General features: G+C 48.8%; 15 protein-coding genes. All 15 read right to left on the bottom strand.

The window, feature by feature from the left end:
• Nucleotide 1: 1 nt before the first annotated feature.
• Nucleotides 2-982 carry a carbohydrate ABC transporter permease gene (locus tag ACFVRY_RS05060; protein WP_387497964.1) on the bottom strand — a complete coding sequence of 327 codons (981 nt, stop codon included), beginning with the start codon at nucleotides 980-982 and terminating at the stop codon, nucleotides 2-4.
• On the bottom strand, nucleotides 979-3,936 hold the full coding sequence (locus ACFVRY_RS05055) for an extracellular solute-binding protein (protein WP_387497962.1): 2,958 nt from the start codon (nucleotides 3,934-3,936) through the stop codon (nucleotides 979-981). The genes ACFVRY_RS05060 and ACFVRY_RS05055 overlap by 4 nt, the downstream gene beginning before the upstream one ends.
• Entirely contained in the window at nucleotides 3,933-5,054 is a 1,122-nt protein-coding gene (locus tag ACFVRY_RS05050) for an ABC transporter ATP-binding protein (protein WP_387497960.1), read from the bottom strand. Before ACFVRY_RS05050 ends, ACFVRY_RS05055 begins: the two co-directional genes overlap by 4 nt.
• A 392-nt stretch (nucleotides 5,055-5,446) precedes the next feature.
• Nucleotides 5,447-6,547: a hypothetical protein gene (locus ACFVRY_RS05045; protein ID WP_387497958.1), complete on the bottom strand. Its 1,101-nt coding sequence runs from the start codon at nucleotides 6,545-6,547 to the stop codon at nucleotides 5,447-5,449.
• A gap of 11 nt (nucleotides 6,548-6,558) precedes the next feature.
• Nucleotides 6,559-7,050 carry a hypothetical protein gene (locus ACFVRY_RS05040; protein WP_387497956.1) on the bottom strand — a complete coding sequence of 164 codons (492 nt, stop codon included), beginning with the start codon at nucleotides 7,048-7,050 and terminating at the stop codon, nucleotides 6,559-6,561.
• Nucleotides 7,047-7,643, bottom strand: coding sequence for an RNA polymerase sigma factor (locus ACFVRY_RS05035; protein ID WP_387497954.1), 597 nt, complete (start codon nucleotides 7,641-7,643; stop codon nucleotides 7,047-7,049). The genes ACFVRY_RS05040 and ACFVRY_RS05035 overlap by 4 nt, the downstream gene beginning before the upstream one ends.
• 149 nt (nucleotides 7,644-7,792) lie before the next feature.
• Nucleotides 7,793-8,539, bottom strand: coding sequence for a DnaD domain-containing protein (locus ACFVRY_RS05030; protein WP_387497952.1), 747 nt, complete (start codon nucleotides 8,537-8,539; stop codon nucleotides 7,793-7,795).
• Nucleotides 8,540-8,651: 112 nt separating this feature from the next.
• Nucleotides 8,652-9,947, bottom strand: coding sequence for an asparagine--tRNA ligase (gene asnS, locus ACFVRY_RS05025; RefSeq protein WP_387497950.1), 1,296 nt, complete (start codon nucleotides 9,945-9,947; stop codon nucleotides 8,652-8,654).
• Between the two features lie 21 nt (nucleotides 9,948-9,968).
• Nucleotides 9,969-11,177 (bottom strand): acetate/propionate family kinase, encoded by a 1,209-nt coding sequence (locus ACFVRY_RS05020; protein ID WP_387497948.1) that lies wholly within the window; start codon nucleotides 11,175-11,177, stop codon nucleotides 9,969-9,971.
• The gene (locus ACFVRY_RS05015; protein WP_066363139.1) at nucleotides 11,174-12,046 is read right to left on the bottom strand and encodes a 3-hydroxyacyl-CoA dehydrogenase family protein; all 873 of its coding nucleotides are present in this window, start codon (nucleotides 12,044-12,046) and stop codon (nucleotides 11,174-11,176) included. Before ACFVRY_RS05015 ends, ACFVRY_RS05020 begins: the two co-directional genes overlap by 4 nt.
• Nucleotides 12,047-12,179: 133 nt before the next feature.
• The gene (locus ACFVRY_RS05010; protein WP_387497946.1) at nucleotides 12,180-13,682 is read right to left on the bottom strand and encodes an AAA family ATPase; all 1,503 of its coding nucleotides are present in this window, start codon (nucleotides 13,680-13,682) and stop codon (nucleotides 12,180-12,182) included.
• Nucleotides 13,675-14,217 (bottom strand): hypothetical protein, encoded by a 543-nt coding sequence (locus ACFVRY_RS05005; RefSeq protein WP_066363143.1) that lies wholly within the window; start codon nucleotides 14,215-14,217, stop codon nucleotides 13,675-13,677. The genes ACFVRY_RS05010 and ACFVRY_RS05005 overlap by 8 nt, the downstream gene beginning before the upstream one ends.
• Before the next feature lie 1,002 nt (nucleotides 14,218-15,219).
• Nucleotides 15,220-15,738, bottom strand: coding sequence for a cell wall elongation regulator TseB-like domain-containing protein (locus tag ACFVRY_RS05000; protein ID WP_387497944.1), 519 nt, complete (start codon nucleotides 15,736-15,738; stop codon nucleotides 15,220-15,222).
• A 49-nt stretch (nucleotides 15,739-15,787) separates the two neighbouring features.
• Nucleotides 15,788-17,089, bottom strand: a complete 1,302-nt coding sequence (locus ACFVRY_RS04995) for an amidohydrolase (protein ID WP_387497942.1) — start codon at nucleotides 17,087-17,089, stop codon at nucleotides 15,788-15,790.
• The gene (locus ACFVRY_RS04990) at nucleotides 17,076-17,729 is read right to left on the bottom strand and encodes a redox-sensing transcriptional repressor Rex (protein WP_387497940.1); all 654 of its coding nucleotides are present in this window, start codon (nucleotides 17,727-17,729) and stop codon (nucleotides 17,076-17,078) included. The genes ACFVRY_RS04995 and ACFVRY_RS04990 overlap by 14 nt, the downstream gene beginning before the upstream one ends.
• Nucleotides 17,730-17,745: the final 16 nt, after the last annotated feature.

Here is a 17,745-nt window from a genome sequence, read left to right as displayed (position 1 = left end):
GCTACTGCTCCCCTTTCGAGTTAAACAGACGATAGGCAAACCGCATGACAAAATAACTGATGAGCAGCAGCATGACCGATACAGCCGAGGCATAGCCAAGCTCAAATCGGATAAAGGCATAGTCATCCACATGATTAATAATCAAATGCCCTGAATATTGCGGGGTAATCGCAAGTCCGGTCAATTGAGTGGAGATCGCTCCTGCCTTCAACGTGGATACGATCGTCATGACGGCACTGAACAGCATTTGCGGCTTCATGGACGGAATCGTGATATAGAATACTTCCTGAAGACGGCTGGAAATTCCGTCAATCCGTCCAGCTTCATACAGCTCGCGATTCACTGTCTGCAGGCCAGCCAGCATCGCCAGAAAACCTACGCTGAAGCTCATCCACAGCGATACGAGAATCATGACTTTCAGCAAATATTTCGGGTTCTGCAGCCAGGTAATAGGTGCATCGGCCCAGCCCATCTGCAGTAGGAAATTATTGAGATAACCGACCCGGTCTCCACTGAAAGCAGCGATCCACACCACGGATAACGCCACTCCGCCAGCCATTGAAGGGGCATAGAATACCAGCGTATAGTAATCCCGCACACGCAGTGGAAGCTGATGAATCAGCCAAGCGAACAGGAAGGACAATAGATAGCCACCCGGCCCCACAATCAAAGCGAACAAGAAAGTATTCGGAAGCGCTTTGGTCAAAAACACAATATCTTGTGTGAACAAGGAAATGTAATTATCAAATCCGATGAAATGCGGCTTACCGAATCCGTCGTAAGAAGTAAATCCCAATGTAGCTGCCATAATGACGGGGATAACGATGAATATCAGAAAGCTGATCAGAAACGGCGCCAGGAATAGATAGCAGAACGCATCCTTCCGAATTTGCTTCACGAATCTTCTCCACCGGAGTAGTACCGGAGAGGGCGGCTTTGCCGCCCCCGGTGACGGTATGACTGGAACAACTTCTGTCTTCACGGTTTCGTATCCTCCCATTCAAAAGGCTTCGTGATCTGCGGAATATGCAGGTCTGCGCCAGAGATCCCGAAGTTCCGCTGCCTCCGCTCCATCTCGCGCTGCAATGATAGGCTCGCCTCTTCCAACGACTCGTCAGCCGGTATTCCGTCAAACACCGTCTTGTTCCAGGCGAAATCCATTTCCCGGACCAGGAAGTAATAACCAGGAACATTGGGCATGTTCTTAGCCCAACGCGTTTGCTCACGGATCACCTTCAAATCCTCAGAAGGCCAGGAATGCGCTTTCATAGCATTCACGTTGGCGGTGTTCCAGCGATATTCAATGCCATAATACGATTCCATATCAGCGGCGTATCTGCGCTGTGTTTCATCGGAAGTCCACCATTTCAGAAATGCCCAAGCGGCATCCTTCTTATCGCTCTTCTCCATAATCATCCCTGCGGTTAGTGCTTGAGGAGACCAGCGGGCCACCTGACCGTCCGACTGAGCAATGCCTGGCAGCGGAGCCACCTTCCAATGCCCTGTTATTTCGGGTGCAGCCACCTGTAGTTGAACATACGTATTAAAGTCCGAGATGCCAATCGGGATGTCGCCGTCCCGGAAATGCTGGAAGAAAGCCGGGATATCTATCGGCATGTTGTATTTGGTGAACATTTCTGTCCACAGCTTGAATGCTTTTTGTCCCTCTTCGCTGAACAGATTGGATTTTTGTCCGCTACGGGAATAAGGATCAGCACCATTTTGTAGGAACAGGGTCGAGAAATCCGCTTTAGGGAAATTCATCATCATCCCGTTTTCCTGAAGCGTAGGCAGGATATCAAATACATCCTCCCATGTATCCGGCACTTTCAGCTTCAGACTTTCTAAGATATCGGAACGATAGAACAATAACTGGAAGTTCTGTACCTCCGGAAGCCCATAGGTCCCTCCGTTATAATTCAGCGCCCGGGAAACGCCGGGAATAAACCGCTTTTGCACGTCCGCAAAGCCTGGATATTTCGACAGATCCTCTACTGCATTCCGCATCGCATAATCGGCCGGCATTGCTTCAGCGACGCCTAACGCCACATCGGGAACCTCGCCTGCGGCATTTCCTAGAATCAGCATATTGGGGTTAGGCATGAGGTTGATATTCACTTCAATACCCGTACTAGGTGTGAAGTCCTGACTAACCAGTTCCCGAAGCTGGTCGACATAGTCCCGTCCACGTCCCACCCAGATCGTCAGCGACTTGTCATCCTGATTGCCGTCCTGATCATAGTTCAAGTAGAAGGAACGGGCAAAATCCATCACTGTATAAGGCACACGGGACAGCATTGTAGGTTCCTTGAGTCCTGTCTTCGTACCCGGCGTCCGCAGCACGATGTAATCTAGCAGTAACGGCTGCTGGGTCAGTGTCGTTAGCCAGGTGCCGATGTTGGCCTGGATACTTGAGAAATCGTTAACCCGACTAGGGATTTCATTCACATCCTGGAGCATATGGTTCAGAATAGAGATGGAAGATTTCAAGGACTGTGACAAATCCGAATCGCTCTCATTTACGAAGTTAGTATACTCGCGAATCTCTGCAAGCCGGTCTGCAATGGCCTGAAGCTTCTTCTCTACATCAGGATCATATTTTTTCATCTCCCAGGTTCGAGTAGAATCCACGTTGGCATCGGCTGCATTCTTACTGTAGTTGCCCGTAATCAGCCGGATATGACGATCGAATTCAGCAATCTGCCCCAGTGTATCCCTCAGGGCCATCAGGATCGGCTGCATCTTGGAGGAGTCCGCCACCATGCGCATGGTGTGCTTGCCCTGGTTTAGATAGAACTTGTAAGGAACTCCTTGCTTGTCAGCAAGTGAATTAATTTCAAATTCCTTATGATGGTCGAAAGCATAATGCAGCATTTCCTCGAAGGGAACCTCTCCATCAATTTGAATGGTCCGATAGGCTTTGAAACCAGATCGATAGTTCTGGTAATCCTTGATGTCAATGACATACCAGCCGTCAGCAGGAGCTTCAATCTCCCATTCCACCCACTCACCGGTATTTTTCCAGCGATTTCCTCCAAGCACGTTGTAAGTGGTCCGGCCTTTAGGTTCAGGAGAAACGTATGGCTCAGACCAGTGATCGGTTTGGATGGATAAACTGGACTTGCGCTGGAACTGCTCGGTCTCCCTAATGCTGTACCAATCTTCCTGCTTACCGGCCTCAGGCTGCGCGGCAATATAATGTTCGTACGCCAGTAGTGGCTTTCTGGAATGGAACGAAATGCCGCCGATAGCGACCCCTCCCCGCTCTCCTATGAGTCTCAGGTTGTGTTCTCCTGCGTCCAGATAGTACAGCAGCGGCCTTGAAGAGGCTGTATAATCGCTTACCGCCTTATTGTTCCACCCTGTGAGCTCAATCTGCTGCGGTCTAATCTGCATCCCATTGTTATTGCGGTCGTATGGATATTTGGCATCCTTCCACAGCCGTTCCAGTTCAATCCGTTCCGATTCAGCAAAGGGATAGCTGCCATCAATCATCACACCGCGAACAACGGAGCTATTGTCGCCGGGGAGCGGCTTATAATCGATATGAAGCTCATACCAGCCGGCTTCCTTTACCTCAAAAGGCCAATCCACCGATCCGCGATCATTTTGCCAAGCCAGCGCACGTACCCCATCTTTGGTGATTTCACTAACGTCCGCATCTGAAGAGGCTTCCCCGGAAGTCAGCGCGTTCAGTATAATCTGTCGCTCTTCCTTGTAGCTAAGTTCCTTCTCGCTCTTACCATGAATCAACTGAATATAAGGGGCAGGCCCGCTCCCATGGTCGAAATCCACCATTTGCGCCTCAGACACCCGGTCGGAGAGGACGATCTCCTCCTTGGAGGTTGCCCAGAGGATCAGGATAACGACAATGGCTGCAGTCACTACCACCCGCACAGTGATTCGGATGGACCGTGGAACCTTTTTTAGCCTCATGCCTCATCTCTCCCGATGGCTAATTCCGTCGCTTCATCAAAAAAGTGAAGTTTGTTCATCTGCAGGTTCACCGATACTAACTCTCCCTGCTCATACAATACTTCAGGCGCTGTTCTTACAATCAACCGGATCTTCCCCAGTTCCACGTACACATAAGAATCCGCTCCCGTCTGTTCTGTCATTTGCACTACACCAGGTATATAATCATCATCCTTTTCATAACTCCCCCGTTTAATCAATACATGTTCTGGTCTGATACCGAGAATAATGTTGTGCGTCAGTCCAGCCAAACGCTGAAAGCGCTGCCCTTTCTCCCCGGAGAGCGGTACACGCATTCTTTTATTGGAGAAATAGTAGTTCCCGTCACTCACTTCAACCGTTCCGTTCATAAAATTCATCTGTGGAGAACCGATAAATCCGGCAACGAAGACATTAGCCGGTTCATCATACAATTGTCTGGGCGGAGCAACCTGCTGGATGATGCCATCCTTCATAACCACGATTCGCGACCCCATGGTCATCGCTTCAACTTGATCATGTGTAACGTAAACGGTTGTACGCTTCAAATCCTGTTGCAGCTTGATTAATTCTGCCCGTGTCTGTGACCTTAGCTTCGCATCCAGATTAGAGAGCGGCTCATCCATCAGGAATACTTGCGGTTCCCGTGCAATGGCCCGCCCAAGCGCAACCCGCTGCTTCTGCCCGCCCGACAGCTGGCTGGGCTTGCGCTCTAGCAGATGCGAGATCTCCAATATTCCCGCTACCCGCTTGACCCTGGAATCAATCTCGTGCTTGGCCGTCTTTCGCAGTTTAAGACCCAGTGCGATATTCTCCTGCACGGACAGATTCGGATACAGCGCATAATTCTGAAACACCATCGCGATATCCCGATCTTTTGGGGACACATAGTTGATGAATTTCCCGTCCAGATAGAGCTCCCCGCTGCTAATCTCCTCCAGGCCAGCCAGCATGCGCAGCGTCGTCGACTTCCCGCACCCGGAGGGCCCGACCAATACAAGGAATTCCCCTTCATCAATCGTTAAATGAAAGTCATTTACAGCAGGGCGGGATTCGCCTTTGTAGCGTTTGAAGACATGATTAAAAGAAATGCTTCCCACCTGTTCTCACCTCACGCTTTACTCGTCTGCGGTTCATATTTTTATGATAGCGCATTCATAAAGAAGCAAAAATGAGGGGGAATTAATTTTTGTTGTGGTTTATTAATGGGTTGGATTCCGAGTTACCACTAGTAATCTCAGTGCCCGGCTCCCCAAAATCGTTATTTTTTTGCAGCAAATTATATTCTTTTAACTTTAAACTGGCTTTCTTTAAAGCCTGTATAGTGATTCCAGGCAAACTCAAACAGCGCGCACCAATTGAATATCGGCACGCGCTGGCTTCGTAGTTTTTTCATCTGTCTACTTAACAAGGATATGACCACCCAGGGGACTTACCGGCCACGTTCAACGCTGATCCACCGCTCTCGTCAACATTTACATTGTGGGTCCATTCATCTGTTTGATCTCTTTTGTGCTCTCTTTTTGCTTCCAAGCAGTAGCTTGATGCCCCCGCCAATCAGCACCAGAGACAGAAGTATTGGTTTAAAATAAACATTGAGTCGGTGTTCTAGCCGCCACTGGGGAAAGAGTCCATCCAGGCCCGGAATCGCGAATTCCACAATGATAAAATATAGCCCCATACAGAGCAGTAGCGCTCCCAGCCAGCCTTGATGATTCATGAGGCCCTCAATGATCGGCCGGTCTTCCATCTCCTCTCTGCCATAGCGGCTGATTTGCTGCAGAGCGTCGAACAGGCTGTAGAACCAGATGACCGGTATCAGGAAGAACAACGCCGACAGGCGGAGCAAGTCCACGACATAGATGCTGCCTAGAAATAGGAGCATCAATTGAAGCCCTCTTTTCTGCAGACCCAAATACATTTGCCCTGCCCCTGGAAACACACCCAGCAATGTCGCCAGAACCTTACTTCGACGTCCACCTGCACGTCCTGCCTCCAAATCCTCGAACAACGTCCGGTCGGACATGAGTTCTCCTGCCTGTTTCCGGTGGATATGCTGAACAGCATCGAACATACAGTACAGCCAAATAACCGGTAATACACCGAACAGCAGCAGGAATGCATTACTGGATGTGATTCCGGTCAAAAATAGCAGGATCGTTATGAAGCCAAAGAAGGAAATCAGGAACGACAGCCCCCGCTGCATTAGGCCCATCTGAAAATGTCCTAGCCCGGGAATAAGAGACAGCAGAATGACATGAAAACGTTCATTATCTACGCTCTTTACTGGCGGCGTATATTGCAGCCTCTCGAGCTCTTCTGGCGACAGTACAATCGGCGGAGCCGGCTCTTTTAGCAGTTGAATCAGAAGATGAACCATACTTAAAAACCATATCACGATAAAGCCCACAAACCCGAGCAAGGCAAGTTCATCTTTTCTGCTCGCCAATGCCAGTAATATGGACAGAAATAATCCGCCAAAGCTGACCAGGAAATAGATGATGCCCGAGGTACGTCCTCCCATATAATAATGACCTACCCCGGGGAAAATATTGATAAATAAAGCTTTCAGTTTACTTTGCTGCTGCATCATTATCTCTCCTCTCACTTGCGATTACCGTTCATCAAATAATCCAGCCAGCCGCTGGTCACCTGCTTCATTTGTTGACTGTAAGACGAATGCTCCCCCTCTGGAATGAACACTCCTAGCTCCCCCGAAAGCATCCGATCAAATACACCAGAGGACAGAAAGATCAGCGTTAGTGAAGCGGCAATTACATAATGGACAATCGCTTGCTCATACCAGCGACTTCTCCGCTGAGCTTCTTGGGATGGCCCGATGTCCTCGCTATGTTGTTTTGCTAGCTTCTGCACAGCGGTTAAGCTTTCCATCACATTCTCCGTAAAATGACTAGGGCTTTCCAGCGAAGGAAGTTGTCCTTGAAGCTCATCCAGTGTTTCCAAATAACAAAGAAGCGCATCGTCATCCTCCAGTAGTCGCTGCTCCCAGACATCCCGCTCTTCCGGGCTTCCTTCGCCTGTAAGATACTGTCGTGCACGGGCGACATCCTGCTGTAATTCTCCGTCTTGTCTCATAGCCAATCGTCCTCCTTCCAATGTTTTCGAATCCAATGCCGGGCCCGGTAAAGCCGAGATTCCACCGTTTTCAATGTAATCCCCTCTTGGACTGCTATCTGTTCATAATTTTTCTGTTCAATATAGTAGGCGACGATCACATCACGATGCATCTTCGGCAACGTCTGCACTTCATTCCACAGTCGATCTCTGCGTTCGCGCCGGACAACACCCGCCAGGATGTCCTCATCATCCGAGCAGATCTGACTAAGTGTCCTCTCGCTGTCAATGTACTGCTCCCGATGGCGATCCCGTTTACGTTTGGAGTCAATTGCCTTATGTAAGGCTATACGAGAGATCCAAGTTACTAATCCCTGAAAACGATAGTCGGGGAGAGATTTGTATATTTGGAGAAAAGCTTCCTGAGCCGCGTCTTCGGCTCCCCTGGTTTCGCGCAACACCGAGTAGGTGATCTTGTATACTTGCTCGGCATATCTGTCCACGAACTGCCGGAAGGCATCCTCATCTCCCTGACAAATTCTCCTGATTAATAGTTCATCCTCGATGGCTCTCCCCTCCTTCCACAGCAACCCCCACAGTAATAGACGTAGCATGCTTCACTTGCCCCTGCGTTATGAGTCAATTTTTTCGCTGTGGAACATAAAGGGAATACAGCATTTATTAGTATCCTATATGTAAAAAAACCGTATTGGCCGGCGATAGCCAGCGCAATACGGTTCAATTTCTCTTAATACGGGGGAATCTATCTCCCGCCATTACGGAATTTCTGCGAGTATGCCTTCACATCTTGGGCATTCTTGACCCGGTTGCGGGCCCACTCTAGTAGAATTCTGTCGATATAGCGGAAGTGCAGCTTCCCTGCAAAAACAGATTCCTTGAGTGCGAGCAGAATCAACTCCTCAGGATACTGATCCTGATCAACCCAGCCGGAAATCGTCTCACACTCCATCGGGGAGAGCGGACGCCCGAATTCTTTTTCAAAAACACTGAACAAGCTTCGGCTCTCTTCTTCACCCTTGCTCTGGAGAGAAGCAGGATTCCAGCCTGACCCACCGCCTGACAAAACGTCTATAGAGGAACGCTGCGATGTCAGTAGCTCCTGTGCCTGTCCAGCCTGCTGCGCAGCTTCCGCTAGATAAGCTCCTAACTTGCTGTATAGCCCAGAAAAGTTGTAGCGTTCATAATGGATACCCCGCAGTTCGTCATTATCCTCATCGATGCCAATAAATCCATCCTTCATCAGCTTCTGGAGCTCGCCTGCGATTACGGACACACTGCGTCCGGTTACCCCCTGCAGGTCTTCCAAGGTCGGGAACTCCATTCCCTCCACCTGTCTGAACGCTAGCAGATGAATCAGCAACATGGCCTCACTTCCCGCCAAGCCAAGCTTGCGGTAATGCTTCAGCAGCGCGTAAGGAATGATGGCCATTCCGCTCTCCAAGCCGAAGGAGACGCCTTCGCCCCAGGCATTCCATCCCTTGCTGTCCATGTACGCCCCCCTTTGTTAAAAAAACAACCTATCATAAAATCCATCTAACTTGTAATTCTATAAGAAACTGCGCCTCCTTGTGAAAGGACGGCGCAGTTGTTATTGCCGAATATTATGGATATAGACGGTAAAGTGTACGTGGGAATGGAATCGTCTCACGCACGTGGTCAAGCCCGCAAATCCAGGCTACCGTGCGCTCCAGGCCCAGACCGAAGCCGGAATGTGGAACGGAACCATAAGTCCGCAGATCCATGTACCATTTGTACGTCTCCAGGGACAAATCATGCTCCTTGAAGCGTTCTTCCAGCAGTGCCGGATCATCGATCCGCTGCGAACCACCGATAATCTCACCGTAACCTTCAGGCGCGATCATGTCAGCACATAGCACGACTTCCGGACGATTCGGATCTGGCTTCATGTAGAAAGCCTTGAACGAAGCCGGATAGTGAGTGATGAATACAGGTTTATCATTCATCTCGGCAATAGCCGTTTCATGCGGCGCACCAAAGTCCTCGCCCCAAGCAATTTCGAAGCCCTTCTCGTTCAGGAACTTGATGGCATCATCATAAGTAATGCGTGGGAACGGTGCTTGAATGGCCTCCAGCTTGGAGACATCGCGGCCAACCGCTTCCAGTTCTGTACGGCAGTTCTTCACAACAGATTGCACCACATAACTGATGAATTCTTCTTGCACCCGTAAACTTTCTTCATGATCGGTGAACGCCATTTCCGGCTCGATCATCCAGAATTCAATCAGGTGACGGCGAGTCTTGGACTTCTCCGCACGGAAGGTTGGCCCGAAGGAGTATACACGGCCCAGTGCCATCGCAGCAGCTTCCATGTATAGCTGGCCACTTTGCGTCAGATAAGCATCTTCTTCAAAGTATTTGGTATGGAACAGGTTGGTCGTGCCTTCTGCCGAAGTTGGCGTCAGAATCGGCGGATCGACTAGCGTGAATCCATTGGTGTCGAAGTACTCCTGAACCGCACGGATAATCTCCGCACGAATGACGAGCACTGCACGCTGCTTCGCGGAACGAAGCCACAGGTGGCGGTGGTCCATCAGGAAGTCTACACCATGCTCTTTTGGCGTGATCGGATAGTTCTCAGTGATGTACAGCACTTCGATGCCGGTAACCGTCATCTCGTAACCAGATTGGCTGCGCGGTTCTTCACGAATGATACCAGTCACGTACAAGGAGCTTTCCTGTGTCAGGCTCTTGGCTGCATCCCATACCTCTTCAGGTACTTCCGATTTCACGACAACACCCTGGATATAACCTGTACCATCCCGCAGCTGCAGGAACTGGATTTTACCGCTGGAGCGCTTGTTGTTAACCCAACAGCCGATTACAACACTTTCTCCAACATGCTCGTTCACTTTCTTGATTACACTTTTGTTAGCCATGCCTACACTCTCTCCTCTAATTTAGCCGTTAATTCCTTGCACAATACGGTGTGTATCGCGTGCGATGACAAGCTCTTCGTTTGTCGGCACTACGAGCACCTGTACCTTGGAATCAGCCGTCGAGATGCGGCGCGGATCGCCGGAGCGGACTTTGTTGGCTTCAGCATCCAATTCAATTCCAAGGAACGTCAGGTTATTCAGCACTCTTTCGCGAAGCAGCGAAGCATTCTCGCCGACACCAGCTGTGAATACGATCGCATCCACGCCGTTCATTGCAGCCGCGTAAGAACCGATGTATTTGCGCAGACGGTATTCGTACATTTCAAAAGCAAGCGTAGAATTAGCTTCGCCTTTCTCTGCACCGTCAATAATATCACGCATATCGCTGCTGACGCCCGAAATCGCAAGCAATCCACTGTGCTTATTAAGCATCGAATTCACTTCGCCTACGGACAGCTCTTCCTTGTTCATTACATATGGAACAATAGCAGGGTCAAGATCACCGCTGCGTGTACCCATCATCAGACCTTCCAGCGGAGTCATCCCCATGGAAGTATCAACAGACACACCGCCTTGAACAGCGGTTACGCTCGCACCGTTACCGATGTGGCAAGTGATAATTTTAAGCTCCTCAAGCGGACGATCCAAATACTCGGCAGCAGCTTTGCTCACGAAATCATGGGATGTACCGTGGGCACCGTAACGGCGAACCTTGTATTTGTTATACAGCACTCTTGGAATAGCATACATATAGGCCTTCTCAGGCATAGTTTGATGGAACGCAGTATCGAAGACAACAACCTGTGGCACGCCCGGCATATTGGTCTCGGAAGCGGAAATCCCCATCATTGCAGCAGGGTTATGCAGTGGCGCTAGGTCGAACAACTGACGAATCTTCGTTTTGGCATCGGCATCTACCAGCGCGGAAGCTTTGAAGTACTCGCCCCCGTGTACCACGCGGTGCCCAACAGCATTGATTTCTTTAATGGACTCGATCACGCCGTGTTCCTTGTCAGTGAGGATAGCAAGGACTTTACGAATCGCTGTATTATGTTCCAGGATTTCGCTGACTTCTGTCACTTCCTGCTTGCCAGTCGGCTTGTGATTCAGGATGGAGGAATCCATCCCGATCCGTTCTACCAGACCTTTTGCCAAAACAGATTCATCAGTCATGTTGTACAGTTGGTATTTCAGAGAAGAACTACCGGAGTTAATTACTAGAATATTCATATACGGTCACCATCCTTGTCGTACTTGAAGAAGCCTTCGCCCGATTTCATACCCAGTTGTCCCGCACGCACCATCTTTTTCAGAATGGTCGATGGACGGTATTTCAGTTCACCATATTCGCGGAACATCCGCTCGAGCGCAGCCTGCACCGAATCCAGGCCAAACCGGTCAGCCATTTCCAGTGGTCCATATTGGAACTGGTAGCCAATCCGCATAGCATCATCAATATCCTGAGGAGAAGCGACTCCTTCTTGCAATACGTGCATAGCTTCGTTGATGAGCAAACAAATGAGGCGTGAAGTTACAAATCCCGGGGATTCATAAATCATTACGCCCTTCTTCTCTACAACCTCGTCTACAAAAGCTTTTGTATCTTCGAATGTTTTGTCTGATGTTTTCAGACCGCGTACAATTTCGACCAGATCCACTTTCGCTACAGGGTATATAAAATGCATGCCAATGACGCGTTCCGGATACATTGTGGAGCTGGCAAGTTCAGTCAAGCTGAGTGTGGAAGTATTGCTCGCCAGGATAATGTGGCTCGGACACACTTGGTCAAGCTGATGAAATACTTTTTGTTTGGCTTCCAGATCTTCAATGATTGTCTCAATAACCATATCACAGGAACTGAGCTCTGCAAAATGTGTCACTTTTTGGATGCGGCCGAGAATCAGTTTCTTCTCTGCCTGGGTGATGGCCCATTTCTCCAGTTGTTTGTCCAGACTGGTTTCGATCATATCATAGGAATAGTCCAGTCTTTCTTCTGTTTTCTCCACCAGCATTACATCCAAGCCCTTGGCTGCGAGCATTTCTGCGATGCCTTGTCCCATCGTACCGCCGCCGATGACACCGATTTTCTTAAAATTCATAAAAAAGTCTCCATCCTTTCAGGTATCTATACCTTAGTATTGTACCTTGTCTGTCGTAAAAATTTAAATAGCCCGACATATAATGATATCTTAGCATGCCTGAAAAGTAAAAAAAAATAACCGGCATAAAGAATTATGCCGGTAAAAGGACGCTGTCACGAAATTGACAACGAAATTGCTCTCCAGAAAGGACTTCTTCTTTCATTAAAATGTCAAGAGAGTAATCAAATACATTCCGTTGATTCTCCAGCATTTCACGCGTCCGAAGCATAAGTTCGTCCAGGATTTTACTGTTTTCCTTCATTAACTCTTCTGTGGTAACCATATCCAGATTGGCAATTCCCAGGGAGGTTAGTCCAGACTTCATCATCGTTTCGACAATATTCAGCGCTTGGTCGAAGTCTCCCCTTGAACCGGTACTGCGCCCGCCATAGAAAATCTCCTCGGAAGCAGCTCCGCCCAGCGCGATCATGATCTGATCCTCCAAATAATCCTTGGTGTACAGATACTGCTCTTGCTGCGGATTATGCCGCACATAACCCAGTGCCTGTCCGCGTGGGGTAAGTGTAACCTGACTGACACTGCCCGGACGCAGTAGTTCTGCCATGATCGCATGTCCCAACTCATGAATAGCAACGCGCTTCTTCTCTTCCAGATTGGTCTCGCGGTCTGTCTTCTCGCCCATCATCACCTTATCAATGGCCATGGACAAATGACGATGCTCCACCTCTGTCAGATTCTCACGCATCATGTAGATGGCTGCTTCGTTCATCACACTTTCGAGCTGGGCACCGGAAAAGCCATAAGCTTCCTCGGCGATTTTATCGAGACTCACTTCAGGGCTCAGCGGCTTGTTCTTGGCATGAAGAGCCAGGATCGATCTGCGGCCCTTGATATCAGGCATATCCACCTGAATATGACGATCGAACCGGCCTGGACGCAGCAGCGCCGAATCCAGCATTTCCTTGCGGTTCGTAGCAGCCACCAGGAGAATACGCGGAGTCTCATTGTTATAGATACCGTCCATCTCCGTGAGCAACTGATTCAGCGTCTGGTCATACTCACGCTGCTGTCCACCTTCGCGCTTACCGCCAATGACGTCAATTTCGTCGATAAAAATAATCGCGCTCTGCTTGTTCTCCTTCACAGCCCGAGCACGGGCGTCTCGGAACAAATCACGGATACGCCCTGCGCCTACCCCAACATACATTTCAACAAACTCACTGCCGGAGGCGGCAACGAATACCGAATTCGTATAGTGTGCAGCTGCTTTAGCCATCAGTGTCTTTCCGGTTCCCGGAGGACCGGTCAGCAGGATGCCCTTGAGCGGACGAATCCCGAACTTGCTAATCTCCTCATGGCGAATCAGGAAATCCAATGCCTCACGCAGTTCCTGCTTGGCATTATCCTGGCCGCCGATTTCTTCAAAAGTGAGCTTGGACGGTCCGTCCTTCTTGCGCTTCTTCTCGGCTCCGGCACCAACAGCGATCCCGCCACGCATATGCGCTATCAGCAGCAGCGCACCGATCATGCCAGCCGCAATGATGACCGGAAAAATATTAATACCAACAAATACCATGAAAATCAATACGACAGGAATAAATCCCACCAGCACCTCTTTAGTCCATTTAGGCATTGTTCCAAACCCCCATCTTGGCCGGCTTGCGCGGCAGAATAATGAATTTGCTGTCTTTGCCGCTGCTCAGGCTTACATAGACATTGCTATCATCAATCTCAGTCGTTGCAATAACACCCTTGTATTCCGTATGATTCTCCTTCAATCCATCAAGCGTTGACGGAATCAATGTATATTTTCCGCTCTCCATGGCTTCTGCCACTGAGAACATTGCTTTATTCCAATAATCATCCAGCATTGCGTTGGAGTGCTGATCAACATCCAGCTTCAACGTACGGCCGTTAATAGCCGACTTGCCTTCTGTCGAAACATATTGAACCAGTTCGCGCATTTTCGTGCCTGGCTGAAGATCAAGTTTCAAAGTCACCTGATCGCGGTTAATAGTAATCTGAGACTTGTTGACACCTTCATAGCCAGCCACAATCTTTTGGAGCGGTTCCTGAACCACGAATTCACGATAGAGAAACCATCCACCAAATAACAAGGCAGCCGTCAACAGTGACGTTAGTAGTACAGGTACAAGACGCAGTTTCAAGAAACGTCCTCCTCTCGATGATTACAACAAGTAATATGAATACGTCCTGGTATGCTATGATCCCTATACTCGGGGATTCAGTTCAGCATGCCCTCTTGAATACAAATAGTAGTATATCACAGGTGTATATACGAAAACGAAAAAAAGTGTGAATATATTTTAAATTTTTGATTCTAATTTTTACAGATTTATCTAACCTCTTTTTAATGTTTATCGACAAAAAAAGCCGCAGAACTAAGTTCTGCGGCTTTTTTTGATAAAATATCTGGCCGTGGATGTGATGTCTGCATCTATTCGAATCATCACCGCTACACCATCTGATATAAATTAATCAACCTATTTGATATACCTTAATCAATACGAAATGATATATAAGACGAACAAAAGAAAGTAAGAAAATAAATTTAGTAAAAGAAATTCACAAAAACTAAGAGGAGTAAACGTGGAATTTGGAACTGTAGGAGCGGAGCATTCGCCTGAAAGCTTACATAGGAATGGTTTACATCCGGATATTTCACATATATAAACCCCTCCCAGAATTCTTATATTCCATAACATGTAATACATTGTTTTTGCTCATTGGCTGCCACCTGATTTCAACCGATATTCCCCTACATCAATCCTTTTAACAGCGAGAAAAATAGCCAGTCTCCCTAACTAACGGCATTTTTGTATCTTATTTCGAAAAAAACACGGTTCTGCGATTATTTTAGAAGATTTAAGGTACAATTTTGCACTTAATTGCCGTTAACCGTTGGCAGTCGAGAATTTAAGGTACAAAAATGCCTTTAATCCAACTTCAGGCCTCCTAATTAGACCATGAGTCCCCGTAAAAAATCGTCGTTAAGCACTCTCGTTAATGAAAATTATCAGACAGCATATTCAATTTCCAATTTGTACGCAAACAAGCGAACCGCCATCCGGTTCGCTTGTTTGTTTTTTCTTAAATCCTCTAACTTCCCCTTACTTTTCCCGTCAAGGAGTGTCCAAGCAGGTTCAAACTCAGCGCTTCGGCAAACTGAAACGGCCTCCGATAGGACTCCCGTCAGAAAAACGGTAGAACTGATAATAATATCGGTCTGCCTGTTGATAAAAAAGCTGCCAAGTATATTCCCCATTGTATACACCCGGGATCAGCCTTTGAATTTTAATATCCGGAAGCTGTGCGCTGATGATGGACCTGATTTTTGCCTCCGATGTGCCCTTACTCACTTCTTCGCTGAATACCACGTTGTCGCCCTCAGCGACCTTTCCGTCCGTTGTAAAGCGAACCCACACCATTAGCTCGGTACCCGCCTCATTTTTACCTGTCAGCACCCAATACACCGAGTTTTCATCCCAGACCGATTTCTGGGCCTTCTCCATCAGAGTCAAGCCCGCACGGCTCTGGGCAACCACCTTCGCTGCATCCCGTTCTTTCCATTGGTCTTTCATGATAAAGGCATAGAACTGAATTAGGCCGAGCAGCAAGAGCAGAAACAGCGCCACTCCTAGCAGGATCCATTTTTTCCTCTTTTTCAAGTTACAGCTTCCTTTCTACATGTTCCGCGGCGGTGGTGCCTATTCCTGCCTACCGCTTCAGCAGGCCTTCAAAAGCTTCCTGTGCTTTGCGACGAATGGCCTCTTCATCCAAGGTCAGGCATTCCCCGTTCTTCACAATTTGCTTTCCGTTCACCCAAACATGGAGCACGTCTTTGGCACTGGCTGAGTATACCGCATGCGAGAGCAGATCCGTATGTGGCAAGAGGTGGGGCTGATCAATATCAATGGCAAGAAAGTCAGCCTTCATGCCGGGAGCAAGTCGGCCCACCCCATCCAGGAAGAGCGATTTTGCACCGTACTCCGTAGCCATCTGCATGGCTTCTGCAGCCGGAATAGCTGTTGGGTCTCCGCTGAATCCCTTATGAATAAGCGCCGCCAGACGCATCTCTTCGAACAAGTCCAGATTATTGTTGCTGGCTGCACTGTCCGTACCCAGCGATACGGTGACGCCTGCATTTAGCAGGTCGATAACCCGGGCAATCCCGCTGGCCAGCTTCAGGTTACTTCCAGGGTTATGGGAGACACCGACATGGTGTCGGGCCAGGACCCCGATCTCCTCGTCATTCAGATGCACACCATGGGCAACTAGAGACGGTCGTGTAAACATGCCTACCTTTTCCAAGTGCTCGACTGGGCGTAGTCCATATTCCGCAACGTTCTGCTCCACTTCTCGCTTCGTCTCCGACATATGCGTATGTAGCGGCAGATTCAGATCATGGGCCGCCTGCACGAACTTTACAAAAAATTCCGGCGGGCAAGTATATGGGGAATGCGGGGACAGCATCGTTGTAATTCTGCCGTCTGCCTTACCATGCCAGTCGCGAGCGAACCGTACAGCATCAGCTAGCTTCGTATCTTGTACCTCCGGCGGACATAGACCGATAACCCCGCGTGTCAGCACCCCACGCATACCGGACTGCTCCGTAATCTCAGCTACCCGGTCCATTTTGTCATACATGTCCAGAAAGGTCGTCGTGCCACCCTTCATCATTTCCAATATGGACAGCGAGCTTCCCCAATAAATATCTTCCGGGGTAAACTTGCCCTCCATCGGCCACATTTTCTCCTGCAACCAGACCTGAAGAGTCCGATCATCACCATAACCGCGCAACAGCGACATCGCCGCGTGACCATGGGTATTCACCAGACCAGGCATGAACAGTTGGCGGCTGCCATCGATCACTTGCAGCTCTTCTTCAAGGAATGGCTCTTCTTCGCCTATGTATGTGATGAGATCATTCTCTATGATCATACAGCCGTTCAACACAGACAGAGGAGTCCCAGGCACAAGAAACTTCCCGTTACGAATAAGAATCTTACTGTTGCTCATGCCCAAGCTCTTCCTTTCCATCCTGCAAATAATAAGCCAGGCTTTGCAAATCCGTTGTAAAGTCGGCTGCATGGACACGGATATGGGACGGCGTTTTCAGAATCACAGGTGCAAAGTTCAAAATCGCTTCAATGCCAGATTCCACCAGGATATCGGCCACATTCTGCGCTTCGGTATCCGGTACGGTGATAATGCCGATGCGGATGCCCTGCTCACGAATGGTGCTGCCCAGATCCTTCATTGGTTGTACAGTGAGCGAGTTGATTTTCTGACCTACCTTGGGTTCATAGGAATCAAAAATAGCGCTTATTTTCATCGTGTCCTTCAAGTAAGCATTGTAGTTGGACAAGGCGTGTCCAAGATTACCTGCGCCTACCAGTGCCACGTTAATTTGCTGATCCAGTTTCAGGATATGACGGATCTTCTCAATGAGATAAGATACATCATAACCGATGCCTTTACGGCCAAAATCGCCAAAATAAGCCAGATCCTTACGGATCTGGGCGGGGTTAAGATCCAGCTTCTGACCAAGTTCTTGAGAAGAAACTGTCGAGATTTCACGTTTTTGAAGATCGTTGAGGAATCGCAGGTATACAGGAAGTCTGCGTACCACCGCCTCCGAGATTTTATCCGATTTCATGTTTTCTCCTCCTAAA

The organism is Paenibacillus sp. NPDC057934 (assembly GCF_042887565.1).
In the GTDB taxonomy this organism is placed as follows: Bacteria; Bacillota; Bacilli; order Paenibacillales; family Paenibacillaceae; genus Paenibacillus_AQ.
The sequence above is the reverse complement of the archived record's forward strand: the minus strand, read 5'-3'. Positions and strand labels throughout refer to the sequence as shown.

Excerpts from the sequence above, each read along its gene's own strand:
- ACFVRY_RS05055 (WP_387497962.1), bottom strand. The coding sequence starts at position 3,936 with ATGAGGCTAAAAAAGGTTCCACGGTCCATCCGAATCACTGTGCGGGTG.
- ACFVRY_RS05045 (WP_387497958.1), bottom strand. The coding sequence starts at position 6,547 with ATGATGCAGCAGCAAAGTAAACTGAAAGCTTTATTTATCAATATTTTC.
- ACFVRY_RS05040 (WP_387497956.1), bottom strand. The coding sequence starts at position 7,050 with ATGAGACAAGACGGAGAATTACAGCAGGATGTCGCCCGTGCACGACAG.
- ACFVRY_RS05035 (WP_387497954.1), bottom strand. The coding sequence starts at position 7,643 with ATGCTACGTCTATTACTGTGGGGGTTGCTGTGGAAGGAGGGGAGAGCC.
- ACFVRY_RS05030 (WP_387497952.1), bottom strand. The coding sequence starts at position 8,539 with ATGGACAGCAAGGGATGGAATGCCTGGGGCGAAGGCGTCTCCTTCGGC.
- asnS (WP_387497950.1), bottom strand. The coding sequence starts at position 9,947 with ATGGCTAACAAAAGTGTAATCAAGAAAGTGAACGAGCATGTTGGAGAA.
- ACFVRY_RS05020 (WP_387497948.1), bottom strand. The coding sequence starts at position 11,177 with ATGAATATTCTAGTAATTAACTCCGGTAGTTCTTCTCTGAAATACCAA.
- ACFVRY_RS05015 (WP_066363139.1), bottom strand. The coding sequence starts at position 12,046 with ATGAATTTTAAGAAAATCGGTGTCATCGGCGGCGGTACGATGGGACAA.
- ACFVRY_RS05010 (WP_387497946.1), bottom strand. The coding sequence starts at position 13,682 with ATGCCTAAATGGACTAAAGAGGTGCTGGTGGGATTTATTCCTGTCGTA.
- ACFVRY_RS04995 (WP_387497942.1), bottom strand. The coding sequence starts at position 17,089 with ATGAGCAACAGTAAGATTCTTATTCGTAACGGGAAGTTTCTTGTGCCT.
- ACFVRY_RS04990 (WP_387497940.1), bottom strand. The coding sequence starts at position 17,729 with ATGAAATCGGATAAAATCTCGGAGGCGGTGGTACGCAGACTTCCTGTA.